Origin of the sequence: Methanogenium sp. S4BF, from assembly GCF_029633965.1 — an archaeon.
Classification (GTDB): domain Archaea; phylum Halobacteriota; class Methanomicrobia; order Methanomicrobiales; family Methanomicrobiaceae; genus Methanogenium.
Genome location: NZ_CP091277.1, coordinates 1,290,830 through 1,305,527, shown reverse-complemented (window position 1 = coordinate 1,305,527; position 14,698 = coordinate 1,290,830). Strand labels below are relative to the sequence as shown.

Genomic DNA, 14,698 nt, shown 5'->3' with positions numbered 1-14,698 from the left:
TAATAATTGTGTACAATGATATCTGGCAGATGTGAATCAGCCTTACAATCGTAGATTTACATTCTTTGTCCTCATCAATTCAAAGACATTGATATATTCAACACCGAACGTCTCACATATATTTGGAATTTTGACCTTTTTTGCCCCTTTTCCCACTTTGTTTTCATGCGTGACAACAACATACCCTCGTGCCATCGCGGTGGCAATCAACCATGGGTCGGCTTTCGCAAGAAACATACTTTTATTCTCCGGGGAGAATGTCTCGTGATTGAGAACGTAATTGGTAATCTCTCTCATATTCTGTTGAATTTCCAGATCTTCCTCTATAAACTGACTCGGTTGAAATTGTATTATCCAGTCCTTCAATTCATCATTATAATCAGTCAATTCTTTCCTGACTTCCCGGATGGTCAGAAATGACTGCTCTTCCATAAAGAGTTCGAGCCAATCCCAAAACCCCCCTGCAATATTAAATGAATAATAGCCGTTTTTCGCCTCAATAAATACATTCGAATCCAGCAGATATTTCATCGTTAATAGTCCAAAGCGCCCGCAAATGTATTCAGGGCTTCAATATTTTTCACGCCAAGCAGATGGAAGGCATCCCGGTAGAGCATCCGGTTTGCCCGCACTTCAGAAATGATCGCCATCGCAAGATTCCTCCCAGTCTTAAATCTCTTGATGACATAATAATCCGGTCCGCCTTTCGTATCCTTCTGCTTCGTTTTGATTGCTGCAAAGTGTGTCATCTCTGTGGAGACGAATTCCTGCTTCTCTTCGTAGGAAATTAGGTTCAGTTGATATGCACGGAAAATAGCAACCAATCTGCTCACCCTCAGTCTCAGCCGGATCGTATCCAGATTGGAGTCAGCACTTTCTCCTTCTTTCCATAACTCCAGAAACCGGTCCTTTGGCGTTAAAAATTCAGCAGCAACCTGATTGCACCACTGTTCCTGTGGGATGGAACCATTTCCCGCAATGGTGTCATCACAGACACCGCTCTCACCAATGAAGAGATGAGCAATCTCATGCATGAGCGTAAACATCCGGGCAGCCTTTGCATCTTTCCCATTGATGAAAATCAACGGTGCATAGGAGTCAGAAAGAACGAAACCCCGGAATTCTTCAACATCCAGCGGCCGATGGGTATTGTTTTTCAGCGTACTATTGACAAGGACCGTAATTCCTTCGTCTTCTGCATGATTTATAAGATAACTAAATGCCTGTTCCCAGTCTTTACAGGCATAATACTCCGTATCATCGACCCCAAGAACTCGTTTGATCTCCTGTGCAATGAATTCAGGTTCAGCATTAGTATCATATTTTCCAATAAAACCCAGAGGAGGAAATTCCTCAGCGATCAAATATTCGCGATACCACTCCTGCTTCAGTTTAGCATCATCTATTGTCTCAAGGAGTTCGGGACTGGGTCTCCTGATACCGGCAGAACCTTGTGTCCGGTAATCAGCAATGGGAATCTTCTCTTCCGGAGGATTATCAGCAAAGAGAAGTCCATATGGTATCAGTGCTATTTTTGCAAGCTGTTTTGCCTTTGTGACCGTAATTGCACGTTCCCCGGACTCCCATTTCCGAACAGTTTCTGGATCGGTTTTACACTTTTCAGCGAGTTCTGCAGGAGATAAGCGTGCACGCTCCCGTGCCCACTGAATCATTTTACCGTTAATGATTGTCTCCATCGCTATTCCTCCCGATTTCCTTCAGATGATGATTACAAGAACCAATGATAGACAATTACTTTGATATAATATATATCGTCATTGGTATTTCTCATATGCTTATATGACTGTTTTTTCTGTTCGGATTCATTCGTTGCAATTGGATATCTGTTCAGAAAGCATGCCTTCAAGCTTTGCTTTTTGCTCTCTCAATTCCTGGTTCAGGTGGACCTGCTTGTTGAACTGTCTCTCTTTTTTCATCTTGTTCTCCAGCGCTGCACACAGAGCGGTCTGTTTCTCAATCTCCTTTTGAAGAGCAATTGTCTCTCTCAAATCCTTCAATTGCGGCTGCTCTTCAGGAAGATACTCTCTCAAAAGATTTTCATATATGCCATCCAGATTCAGCCCTTTCAGTTCCTGTGCACATTCATCAGGGGAACACCATTCAGAATAGACATACTTCTCAACTTTGTAGGTATCATCCTTCTTTTTGCTCTTCTCCTTATACCCGATGACTATCTGTGCCATTCCATCAAACGTCAGGACAAAGACAATGTGATAGGGAATTTGCCGGTCCATGATCTCAAGGAGATTTTTACTGATTCCAAACTGGCGCAATTTAATCTCAAAGACCTCAATCTCCTGCACCTCCTTTCCCGCAGCGATGCCAAGAGTATCCGGAGAAAGTTTGTTCTGCCAGAAAATTGTATCAATCTCGTCTACAAACTGCTGTTTCACTTTTGGTGAAAGAGAGAGATGCTGGTAAAATTTGGTTTTTGGAATCCGTTTCTGATATTTGGTGCCAACAGGTAGATCTAACATATAAACACACCTCCATTCATGCTCATTTGACAATCAGAAAACATATGAGTTCAAAATCATTCAGACCGGAGATGTGCGTCTGGAGTGCTGATGTCCCTCCGGGAGAAAAGAGGCTGTCAATATCACTCTCATCATTCACATCGATGATAGAGGATATCGCATCTTCAAGCAGATTGGAATATGTATCCATCCTCCTGCCGTCTCTTGTCTCTCTATTAAACAATGTGCACAATTGTTTGTCCGGCATATTCTGGTCCCTGCACAGGTACCGGATCATATCAAGCGTCTTTTTGGGAGAGAGGTGATTGTAAAACACCCTTCCGTCATCGTTGACATATACAATGTAAAACGGGTGTAGGAGATTGCAATTGTTGATATTGACATCATCATTGATGTTTTTTAAGACATATATGACGCCGGGCGGAACATCATTGCCACGGCTTTTTACCACCGCATGCATCCCAAAAGGTGACCTCCCTACATCAGGATTATCCTTAATGTAACTCAGAAGATCTATCCTGAATTCATTCAGACCGAGGTCCATAATGGATATACCGCCGGACATATCCTCAATATCCACAACCTCATTTTGCAGTCGTTCAAGCTGCTGTTTTCGGTATTCAAGATCCCCTTTTTCCTCATTGATGAGGTCGTCATCGCCGGTTGATGTCATCACCGAAATTCGCATGCGGGTCTCCACCCGTGACTTTAAATTGATATAATCATCAAGGGAGATATCCGGCCAGAAATTAACCAGCTGAATGACGTCGTTTTTACTCCCAATACGATCAATACGGCCAAACCTCTGAATAATTCGGACAGGATTCCAGTGAATGTCGTAGTTTATGAGATAATCACAATCCTGAAGATTTTGTCCCTCTGAAATGCAGTCCGTTGCAATCAGGATGTCAATATTGGCCTGCTCTTTTAACGAAAGCAGATCTCTCTCCTTAGAAACTGGTGAGAAACAGGTAAGGACCTGGTTGAAATCAGCCTTCAGTTTTGGGACTGTTGTTCTCCCGTTTACAGAACCTGTGATCATTGCAGTATCCAGTCCAAATTCTGACTTCACCATCTGACTGACATTATTAAACAGGTACTCTACGGTATCGGCATATGCAGAAAAGACCAGGATTTTTTTATTATTATCATTGATTGGATTCTGTATCTTATCCCGGATGACATTATAAAAGACATTTAACTTCTCATCATGTTCAGGGGTGATGGCAGATGTTGCTTTCAGCAGTTCTTCTAACAGACCCCGATCGTCATTCAGATCGTAAAGCCAACTCCGGTAGTCCATATCCCTGAGTTCAATTTTGACCTTTCCGGATGTGAATAAGAGATCCGAGTTTTGATCGTCGAAATCAAAATCATCAGAGATGGTCCTGTTATTAAATTCAATCGAACCGTTTTCCTGAAATTTCTCAATCTGTTCAATTGTCAGGGTGATATTTTCAAGCACCTTTCCCACGGTAAGCCGAAATGCATGAACAGAACTCTCAAGTCGTTTGAGAAGATTTGTCCGCATAAGGATACGAAGACTCCTCTCACGATCTCTCTGTTTGAACGAAGTATTCGCTAATTTGGTATCATATTTCTCTTCATATTTGGGAATCTTACTCTCATGAACGAAGGCAGAAGGAGTGTATATACTCAGATTTAACTGAGATAATGTATCATAGATATCATCATAGTCAATTGCTCCCGGAAGAGTCGTCAGGGGACAGCGAACAGAAATGGGTTTGTTTCTCTCCGGAAATTTCCCAATTTCTTCTGTATTGTAATATTTTTCAATATGCTTCCGCGAACGGGCGATGGTGACACTGTCGAGAACTTCAAAAAATTCAAAGTCAAGCATATCAAGAAGATTTTCAGTCGTTCTCTCCTCCGTCTCAAATTTACTCCATGTATTGAAGGCTTGCTGTGCAATTCTGAATATATCTTCAACATTCTGTTTTGTCTTCAGTTTTTCATTGATCTGATCGGTATTTCCCTCGTATGCCAGTGCAAGCTGATTTTTCAGATCTGAAAATCGGTTATTCACCGGCGTGGCAGACAACATAAGGACTTTTGTTCGGACACCTTTGCGGATGACCTGATTCATTAACCGCTCGTATCGGTTCTCTTTCTCATTATCTTCCGTATCGACATCGCCACCATTGCGGAAGTTATGGGATTCATCAATGACAACGAGGTCATAATTACTCCAGTTAACCCGGTCAAGTGGAATGCCATTTGAATATCCGTGATTTCGTGAGAGGTCGGTATGAAAAAGTACATCGTAGCTCAGACGATCCTTGGCAATGGGATTGTTGAGCAGGTTCATTTTAAACGTATTCCAGTTATCTGAAAGCTTTTTAGGACACAATACTAATACAGACTTGTTGCGGTTCTCATAATATTTAATCACAGAAAGAGCGGTGTACGTTTTTCCCAGACCCACGCTGTCTGCCAAAATACAGCCGTTATAGGTCTCAAGTTTATTGATAATTGAGAGTGCAGCATCCTTCTGGAAGTCATACAATTTATTCCAGATCTGACTATTCTTAAATCCGGTTGCCTCGTTTGGGAGCACATCTTCTGAAATGTCATCCAGGAATTCATTGAAGATGTTATACAGAATTACAAAATAGATGAATTGGGGAGAATTTTCCCTATAAACGGTTGATATATTCTCAATTACTTCATCAGTTACATCCTGAAGTTTTGCTTTATCATTCCATATTTCATCAAATATTCTGAAGTATTCCTGGCTGAATGGAGCACCGAGCCGGTTTACAATATTATATGCGTTATTCCCTTTTTCACACCCAATGTCAACAGTGGTAAAACCATTTACCGGCATATAGGTAATGTTGCTATCATTATTTTGAACATTAATGAAGCCCCCCATGTTCTCAGTTGTGATATTTGAGCGAAAAGTCACCTTACGCCGGATCCATTCCGCACATTCTTTAGCAATGGCTTTTTGTGTGAGTTCATTTCGCAGTTTAATCTCAAACTCTGTGCCATAGAGACTCTTTTCCCGTTCTAATCGTGGTATATAAAACTCTCTCTTCTCTTTTTTTGCTTTTTCAGTCGTAAAGGCAGGGGATGTAAAAATGAATCTTAATTCTTCTATTTCTGATAATTCTTTATGCAGTTCCTGAAAGGCATATATTGAAAAATAGGACGCTGCAATGGCAATTTTGCTATTATTATTGATAGTGACTTTTAGGTCATCTTTTAGGGTTTCATTGATATTGTCGATAATTTTCATTTCGTTCCCCGTATCAAATTTGTATTTAAATATTATTGAAAGTAGTTGTGAATGATGATACCGGTTGTTGAGAGGAATTTTATCGACATTTCATGGGAATGAAGTAATAAATTTTTTTCATTCCTTAAGAGGAGATAAAAATTACTGGTTTCTATTTGCACCATTCTTCAATTATCCTCGATTAGTCCAAACCCCTTTAATTCTGAATTTTTGAGAGATAACTATCGATTTAAAGAGTAAACCAACGTTATTTAGATACCTATGGCATCTGAAATTCTATTTAAAAAATGAAAATATATATTAGGAAAAATATAAATCCACACATCATTCAGACAAAACAGCAACCCCAACAGCATCCGCATATTCATTTCGAATCTCCCGCACACCCGCTGCCTTCAAAGCACGATACGTTGATGCCATCCTCTGTTCCGGGGGAACAAAAATAATGAATCCGTCTCTCCCTCGTGAGAGGAGTACCCGATAACTGTTCATCCTCAGCCGATGAGGGTCACGTGCCTTATTCATCCGGGTAACTTTCGGACTCTTCCATTGAGATTGGTCCTCATCCCAGCAAAAATCACTTCCCCAACAGACGATGGGGAAATCTAATTCCAGACCCTGGCACGAAAATTCGGTGGCAACATCGTGGAGTGCACAGCATGATTGTGGGGAATCCTGTGGATCATTATACCATGGCCCGACTTTCATTGTACGGGTATAATTGAATTCATTGTGAATGCCATAATCGGGGAGATTTTTGGCTTTGGATGATGCAAGAAGGCCGTAACGCTTCTCACTTTGACCCATATATCGGTCTTTCACATATTCAGTGGCCAAGGACAGCTGCGTCGTGATGTACATATCAAACCCCTGTTCGTACATGCGGTCTGCAAGCTCTCGTGCCTGCACGAAATCGCCATCTAATACGTTTTGTATCCATTCTGAGACATCTTCTGCGAGATGAGACCGCAAGGTGATGGTCAGGTCCAGCGCTTCATTTGTCTGTATCGCGGTGGCATCAGGAAATACGGAGGCGATTTTTGTTGGGCAATGGACTGTCCATGACCCTTCCATCTCTGCAATTGCTTCATTCCATTGGGGAAGGCCGGATTCTTCTCCAAGGTGTATCTCTTGCCCCTCTCCAATCAGGGCGATCATCAACACCCATGAATCCATCCGTTCACCAATGGTCAGGAAATCTTCTGGTTCTGAGGTTGAATGACCTCGTTTTTCCTCCACTTGTTTTGCATCCCACGCCCGTTGTGCTTCGTCATATATCCAGATGTGTTCATGGGGAATCTTGGTCTTCGTTCCTCCATATTGTTTGAGAAATCGGTGCACGTCCTGCACAAAGACACTGGTTTTTAATGCATGTTTGAGAACCTGAACCAGTGGGCCATTCCCGGAGAGAAAAACGGCATTTTTACTGATGACCGATTCAACGAGGACGTTTTCATAGACAAATTGAATGCCCACAAGTGTTTTTCCTGCTCCGGGAACGCCGGTGACGAAGGCCAGATGGCGTTCATTCTTCTCCTTTGCCTTTTGTGCAACCCCGTTGAGTGCTTCGATGGTCTGGGGAATGCCGGCACTGAGGGCACGGCGGATATGCGGGAGGGGTTCATTATTGAAGATAATCCTCGCTGCACTAATAAGAGAGGGCAGAGGGGAGTAGTCGGCGTTGAGCCATGCAACGGGGTCAATCCAGGAGGTATCCGTTGAGATATTTTGGGCGATAATGGCCTTCACCAGTGTATCGGGTGAGATGATTCGGACCTTTTCTGATTTTTCAAAGCGTGATGCCGATTTTGTCAGAAGGAGGAGGGGTATTACCTGATAGTCGTGCGAAAGAGCATGATAGTGCTGTAAATCACGGGCGTATGCATCTACCTGGTCCACATGTGCCTGATGCATCACGCGAAAATCCTTAAACTCAATGACATAGATGGTCCCTTGTCCAAGGATGACAACATCAGGGCGGCGTCCCCCTTCTCGCGGTAATTCGTATTCAAAGAGAATTGACCACTGGCATGCATCTGGATGGGCTTCAATCAATTTCGGTAATTCCCGCTGAAGGACCTTAAACGAATTTTTCCATGCAGTAATCTGTGATCGACTCGCAGGCTCATGCATGCACTGGATATGATGGTTCTGCAATTGTCCCAGCCAGTCAGAATAGGATACCTCCAGAAACTCAGATAGTTCACTCCGGTACCCGCAGGGAAGTGTCATGGAAAACTCCAGAATAGATGAATTATCTGATTTCTCATGGGTAACAAAGTGTTTTCTGTAATTGTTTAATATCCTTTTTTAGAGAAATGGGTGTGATTCTGGATTTCTTGGTCAATTTTAGGATTTTTGACTATCTTTATCCAGATTTGGATCCTGATTTTCATTCTTGAAGGAAAAATATTGGATTCGTGATACGGATTGCATAAATCACGTACCAAACAAGTCTGCAGCCCGGAAATTTGCATCCACACAGACGGGCGGGGGGTGTCAAAGCCGCCCGTTCCTTGATTCGGCAAGGACGCATCAATGGAGCCATGCCGATTTTGGCATGGAAACAGCCCCCTTTGAACTGGCACATTCAAAAATCGCGCATTTCACTCTCATCTCAGTTCGAAAACCACAAAAAATTGTGATTCAGTCTCTATCTTATATTAACTCATTAAAAATTCAGGAGTCCCTTTTCCCGTAAATAGTTGCCCGGGCCTGTGAGTGAGTACATTGTTGTCAGGATTTGTTCCAGTGGCACGAGGATGGACGTTTCAGATTCAAATGCATCTGCAAGCATTCGCAGACCGTCCTGAATCCGTTCGAAATGAACTGGCTCAAGTTTTACGGTAGAATCTCCCGAACGGACGCGTTTGAAACGATCCATGATCCCATTGTATGCGGTATTTAAGATGCAATCCGCCATGAGATAATCCTCAGTGAATGAGTACCTAAATGTCCGGCTGGTGATCCCATATGCAGCAGAAAAATAGTATATCTTCTTCTCAACACTCTCTTCTTTTCTCATGGCCACCTCTATGCGCCGCAGTTCTGTGACCAGCTCTTTTCTGAAGAAATCATCTTTTGACATGCAGTTAACCATCCTCTATTGGTATATTCGATTGAAATTTGGTTCAAACTCGCTTGCCGTTACACAAGGTGGGACAGAAAGCCATGAATCAGCCCCATTGGCTTCACAACAATATCCCTGTGAAAATTCAGGATTGGAAATGCCCTGATCCTGCCCGTTTGAAAAACGTGCCCATACATCTTCTGTCGATGATTCGGGGATTACCGGGACATTTCGTGCAGTGTGCTGATGGACATAGGTACGTATTTCCTGGATTTTTTCTTCACCAAGCATACGTTCAATCAATGAATTGTTCATACTGTCAATTGACTGAACTATTGGGGAGTCTGGATTTATTGAGTATTGTGGAATCCGGGCATCGTTTGCATTGAGAATGCCCCATTCAACAAACTTCCTGACCACCCTGCCGGCCGTAACACGACTGACTCCTGCCTCCTCGGATAATTCAGTAACATTAAATTCAATGCCCTCAAGAGGCAACAGGAATTCAAGGAGTCGCATTTCACAGGTATTACCAAACACCCCTTCAAAAGGTCGGGCCACTTTTCACATCTCCAAAGGTTCAATAGATTCGTTCATTTGATATCCACATGACAGGTCCATATGTCGGAAAAATATGTCGGAAAACCGACATGGTGTGAATAGTAGTATTATCATATGTGATAAAAATATTTTGCATTACATCACGAACTATTGAAATCCTTTTATGAATCCATGTTCCTGCAATGCCAGTACAGCCATTGGAATATTTGATATGTAATATTTTTCTTCCTTCTTTTTGATTGTAGTAATATAGCCCTCATTATGCAATTTCTTAATTGCATCTTTTAGTGTGAGATATTCACGCCCTGGAAACTTTTTTCCATATAATTTTTTGAGTTTTTGAGAATGATATCCCTTATCTGAGCTTAAATTTCTGTTTTTATAAAATATATTCAGGATGAACAGCATTTCTTCAGAAAGTTCGTCTGACATGAGAGTCAATAGAAAATTGGAAAAAATACTATAAATAGATGTTAGCATGTGACCTGAATCTAAGTTAAATCTATATTAAGAAAGGAAATAGCAGATAAAAATCTAATTGGCAGCTATATCATACTTATTTCGGATCTATCGAATGCTGTCAATGCCGCGTTTCTTGCCTATTTCCAGAGGTCGCACTCTTCATTAAAGATGAATATAAACTCCCTGCCGCGTTTTTCCTTTCTGATGTAGCCTTTCTCGGCGAGGTCGAGGAGGTCGGTTCTGGCCGTCTGGTAGACGACGCCGTGTGTCTCCGAAATCTCTCTGATGGTGAAATACTCGTCGCTTTGTTCCATCATCTCTCTGAGAATGTCTGCCTGTCTTTGACTGATGTCCTGAATCGTTTTTAGTATCGCTTTTGTCGCATTTTGCTCGCTCTGTTTTCTCTCGATATAGGCAAGCAGGTCTTTTCGGGCTTCCTCGATGCACCTGATCTGGTGCCGGATGAAGTAGGTGAGGTCCATCTCGTCGTATTCGGTGTGGAGGTAGGCGAGGGCATAGTCTTTTTTGGACCGCAGGATGACTCGGGAGATGGGCATGTACTCGAAGAGCCAGTAGCCCTGCGAGAGGACGTACCAGTAGAAGATGCTCCGTGCGGTCCTGCCATTCCCGTCTTCGAAGGGGTGGATGTAGCCAATGAGGAAATGGAGAATGATACCCCTGACGATGGGGTGGATGAATGTGCCTGCATCGTCATCGTCGGTGGCGTTTGCAAACCGGCAGAGGGCGTCGATGAGACCGGGAACTTCTGTGTACTCCGGAGGTGTGTGGTAGACGACGCCGGTGACAGGGTCGTTGACGACGATCTCATTGTTGTCCCTGAAATGTCCGACGGCGGCCTCGTCAAGGGTGTTCCCGGTGACGATGCGGTGGAGGGCGAGGATGAATTCCGGGGTCAGGGGTGTATCCTTCTCTGCCCTGATGAAGCGCATGGCCCGGTAATTGTTGATTACCATCTGCTCGGAGGTATTCCTCGGTTCTCTCCCTTTTCTGAGCATATCTTTGGCGACTTTGTGGGCGGTCACCGCCCCTTCGAGGATGCTGGAGGCAATGGACTCCTCCATGAAGGAGTTGATGATGTAGGACTGTTCGAGTTTGATCGTCTTGTTGTGGATCCGGATGGTGCCCGAGAGATACTGGTCAAAGATGTGAAGGCTACGAGAGATATCAGGGGTGGTCGAGTACTTGAGGTCGAGGGAGGGGTAGGGGACGGCCTCGTAGCGTACGGCCCGAAGCATCTTCATCATCGCCCAGGCAGCCATCCTCTTTTCCGGGTCGGGGATGCGGTACGTGAGGTCGTCCCAGGCAAGATAGCGGGTGTTGTATTCGGTCACCAGCTTTCCGAACGCGGGGTCAAGATGAATTTTTTCTATCGTTCGAATGGCTATTTCATCCCATCCTTCGGGTGGTTTTTCAGGGAGTTTGTTCATGGGTGCGACCTACCAAATACTAATTTCACACATTTTAGTATTTCATTAGTATTTTGATTAGGATCTATAAAATACTAATTTTACACATTTTAGTATTTCATTAGTATTTTGGTCGGGATCTATAAAATACTAATTTCACACACATTAGTAATTCATTCGTAATTCGATGTGGCGTCTTTTCCCTCATGAATCACCATGACAGGCCCGCGAATCAGGGGAATATTCTCTGATCAAGTCCTGAAAGACCTCATCTGTCGCTCAAATAACCTCAAATCCGCTCCCTAGTCCGAAAACCCCCATCACCACAGACACCCGGAGCGGGCCTCTCTCAACCGGAGGCAACCCCCACATCATCTCCCAACATATACGACAACAGATACTCAGTATCGTTCACAATTATCCGCCGATTACCTGGATTGCTTAGATACTGCCTGGAATCGCTCCGAACTCTTTTATTAAAAGCAGCCCCATTTCGTTCATTTCGGACATATCTGCCTGACAAAAGGACGTTCTGGAAACATTTTTTCGTTTCAATCCGTTCTTCATCCGTCATGTGCTCAGTTTCATATTCGATACCCTCACTTCAAATACGATTCCAGTCTGTCATGAGATCTCTTTCTCATGGATTTCCGACAGAGAGAACTTTTTAATCCCGGGTGACCCACTCATACGTACGGCAAAAGGAGACCAAAGGAGATGCTCGACATAAAACCTCAGTATATTGTCTCAGAAGATAACGAACCGGTACGTGTTATCCTTGACATCCAGACATTTCATAAGATTGAGGCTGTCATTGAAGACTATGGTCTTGACAGGTTCATGGATGAAGCAGATGATGAAGAACCGCTTTCCATTTCAGATGCTCACAATTACTACGCAACCCTGAAAAAGAAGGCCTGAGCATGGTTACCTGTCTCTATAAAAAGACATTTTAAAAGATCTGTCTCATCTTCCGGCATCATATCGGGAGACAATAGAAGAACTCGTCTTTCATGAGATTCCTGAAAGTGAATCACTCTTTAGCCAGACTGACATACGCAAAATAAAAGGAACCCAAAGCCGTTATCGTATCCGTGTCGGTCGCTACCGGATAGGCTGTGCTCTGCGTACGGATGGAAGTGTTGTCTTCTGCCGGGTTAAAAGCCGGGAAGAAATCTATTCCGTCTTTCCATAATCCCGAAACGTGCATCTCCACCATTTTTGGTTTAATTTTGAATCACACACCTGTTTTCGTACGTTCCGTATGATGAAAAATCGCCTATAAATCAGCCCACTAAAGCAACCCACAAAAAAATACAAAACAGGTGGGTGAATGTCCCTTTTTCCGGCATTTATCCGGCCGTTTTTGGATTGTTCAATCCGTCAAAGTTCAGCCCGTCTGAGTTCAACTCAACTCAGCTCAGCTCCGGCTTCCCGTCCGGCCCATGCCCCAACCGAGGTCCGGATTGCGTCATCCGCATGGGATGAGACCTTTGAGATTATAACTTTTTGCGTGCCGCATGCAGGCAGGCTGGAAATCCTATAATCACACCGATTCAGATGTTAAGTTAGAGAAATGTGTACATTTCCCACAAAATAAGTTGTAAAAATGTGTACTGGATACATATATTATACAATAAAAAAGTAAACGACCGGTCTCCCGCGGAGCATGCCCGGTGCAGCCAGTCGTCCACCGCAGCATATCCCCGCTTACTCCCCCTTCGCCGCTTTTGCATAGAGGATGCTGTTCGACGGCACCCTGCATCTCCCCGGTTCGGGAGAGATCTTGGAGACGACAATCAGTCCCTGTGACGGCACCACGCCCCGGAACACAAAGGCGCCCGACAGTACGCTGCCGCCCATGCCTCAACCGAGGTCCGGATGGCGTCATCCGCATAGGATGAGACCTTCGAGATCAGAACTTCTTACGTGCTGCATGCGGGCAAGAGATCTCACATAGGCACACACCCTTTCAATCTTAAGTTAGAGAAATGTGTACATTTTCCACAAATTAGGTTGTAAAAATGTGTAATGGGCACACATAATATATACTTAAAAGTGCAAATGCCATTTTATGAAACGGTTTATGTACGATACTTTACTCAAATGGAAAGACAGTGGGGATCGTAAACCGGTGATTATTGAAGGAATCCGCCAGTGCGGGAAAACCTGGATATTAAAGCAATTTGGCGAGGCGGAATTCAAAGATATCGCGTATTTCAACTTCGAATATGATGACCGGCTGCAAACGATATTCGAAAGCGACCTGAATGTTTCAAGAATCATCAAAGACCTTGGCATCCTAAGGAATAAATCCATCCGGCCCGGAACAACCATCCTCATATTAGACGAAATTCAGATCTGCCCTCGTGCGATAACTTCCCTCAAATATTTCTGCGAAAACCTGCCCGAACTCCACGTAGCTGCCGCCGGTTCCCTGTTGGGTGTTGCTCTTGCACAGATGGGTAAAAATGTCTCATTTCCGGTTGGGAAGGTGCAGATGCTTACGATGTATCCTCTTCATTTCCCGGAATATCTCCTGGCAAAGGGTGAAGAACTCCTTTACGAACACCTGACTAATTTATCCCCCGATGAAAAGATATCCGCTGTATTTACCGGCAAACTGGAAGAAGCATATCGTGAATACCTGATTACGGGAGGTATGCCCGAGGTTGTCACCTCATGGGTAAATAACCACGACATCGGGCTTGTAGAAACAATACAAAGCGAGATTCTCAGTAATTATGAAAAGGATTTCGTGAAATATGCGTCCGTATCAGAATTTCCAAAACTTACCCTTATCTGGAATGCAATCCCTGCACAGCTTGCAAAGGACAATCAGAAATTCATATTCTCCCATGTAAAGAAGGGAATGCGTGCCCGTGATTTGGAAGATTCCCTGCAATGGCTGATCTCGGCAGGGCTCATCTATAAGGTCGAAAAAATTGAGCGGCCCTATATTCCGGTTACAACATATGCAGACGTTACATACTTCAAGATCTATTTCTCAGATGTAGGACTTTTACGCAGGATGAGCAAATTCCCGGCAGATGTCGTTTTTGACTCCTCTTCACTTACCGCCGACATGCGGGGGATTTTAACGGAAAATTTTGTGTTGACAGAACTAATTGCAAACAATTTCCAAAGACCATTTTTCTGGAAATCCGGCGGGATTGCCGAGGTTGATTATATCATACAGGAAGGCGTTGATGTCGTTCCGGTAGAGGTTAAATCAGCAAGAAGGACTCGTTCAAGAAGTCTTGCAGAGTACAGGAAAAAATACCGGCCGCGTATTGCTGTAAGGGCCAGTATCAATACTATTGCCAGACATTCGGATGAATACGGTGATGTTCTGGAAATGCCGTTATATCTTGTCTGGAGACTGAAGGCATATCTCTGAGGTTTTTTACCTGATGGG

At 43.7% G+C, this 14,698-nt stretch carries 12 protein-coding genes; 2 read left to right on the top strand and 10 right to left on the bottom strand.

From position 1 onward, the window contains the following. Positions 1–42: 42 nt before the first annotated feature. The 9 genes from L1S32_RS06295 to L1S32_RS06255 all read right to left on the bottom strand — a co-directional run bounded on the left by L1S32_RS06295 (position 43) and on the right by L1S32_RS06255 (position 11,301). Entirely contained in the window at positions 43–531 is a 489-nt protein-coding gene (locus tag L1S32_RS06295; RefSeq protein ID WP_278154180.1) for a DUF4411 family protein, read from the bottom strand. A gap of 2 nt (positions 532–533) precedes the next feature. Further along, on the bottom strand, positions 534–1,697 hold the full coding sequence (locus L1S32_RS06290; RefSeq protein WP_278154179.1) for an XRE family transcriptional regulator: 1,164 nt from the start codon (positions 1,695–1,697) through the stop codon (positions 534–536). Between the two features lie 126 nt (positions 1,698–1,823). Then, positions 1,824–2,498, bottom strand: coding sequence for a DUF4391 domain-containing protein (locus tag L1S32_RS06285; protein ID WP_278154178.1), 675 nt, complete (start codon positions 2,496–2,498; stop codon positions 1,824–1,826). 22 nt (positions 2,499–2,520) lie between these two features. Continuing rightward, positions 2,521–5,346, bottom strand: coding sequence for a helicase-related protein (locus tag L1S32_RS06280; RefSeq protein WP_278154177.1), 2,826 nt, complete (start codon positions 5,344–5,346; stop codon positions 2,521–2,523). 738 nt (positions 5,347–6,084) lie between these two features. Further along, complete coding sequence (locus tag L1S32_RS06275; RefSeq protein WP_278154176.1) at positions 6,085–7,992, bottom strand: DUF2075 domain-containing protein; 1,908 nt, start codon at positions 7,990–7,992, stop codon at positions 6,085–6,087. A 439-nt stretch (positions 7,993–8,431) separates the two neighbouring features. Further along, positions 8,432–8,848, bottom strand: a complete 417-nt coding sequence (locus L1S32_RS06270; RefSeq protein WP_274924406.1) for a hypothetical protein — start codon at positions 8,846–8,848, stop codon at positions 8,432–8,434. Between the two features lie 15 nt (positions 8,849–8,863). Continuing rightward, positions 8,864–9,349, bottom strand: coding sequence for a winged helix-turn-helix domain-containing protein (locus tag L1S32_RS06265; protein WP_278154175.1), 486 nt, complete (start codon positions 9,347–9,349; stop codon positions 8,864–8,866). A 189-nt stretch (positions 9,350–9,538) separates the two neighbouring features. After that, positions 9,539–9,823: a hypothetical protein gene (locus tag L1S32_RS06260; protein ID WP_278154174.1), complete on the bottom strand. Its 285-nt coding sequence runs from the start codon at positions 9,821–9,823 to the stop codon at positions 9,539–9,541. Between the two features lie 167 nt (positions 9,824–9,990). Further along, positions 9,991–11,301: a Fic family protein gene (locus L1S32_RS06255; RefSeq protein WP_278154173.1), complete on the bottom strand. Its 1,311-nt coding sequence runs from the start codon at positions 11,299–11,301 to the stop codon at positions 9,991–9,993. A gap of 696 nt (positions 11,302–11,997) precedes the next feature. Between L1S32_RS06255 and L1S32_RS06250 the strand changes: the two genes are divergently transcribed. Continuing rightward, entirely contained in the window at positions 11,998–12,201 is a 204-nt protein-coding gene (locus tag L1S32_RS06250) for a hypothetical protein (protein WP_278154172.1), read from the top strand. Between the two features lie 789 nt (positions 12,202–12,990). On the opposite strand, the gene L1S32_RS06245 is transcribed toward L1S32_RS06250, so the two are convergent. After that, positions 12,991–13,143, bottom strand: coding sequence for a hypothetical protein (locus L1S32_RS06245; protein WP_278154171.1), 153 nt, complete (start codon positions 13,141–13,143; stop codon positions 12,991–12,993). A 211-nt stretch (positions 13,144–13,354) separates the two neighbouring features. Between L1S32_RS06245 and L1S32_RS06240 the strand changes: the two genes are divergently transcribed. Beyond that, positions 13,355–14,680, top strand: coding sequence for an ATP-binding protein (locus L1S32_RS06240; RefSeq protein ID WP_278154170.1), 1,326 nt, complete (start codon positions 13,355–13,357; stop codon positions 14,678–14,680). Positions 14,681–14,698: the final 18 nt, after the last annotated feature.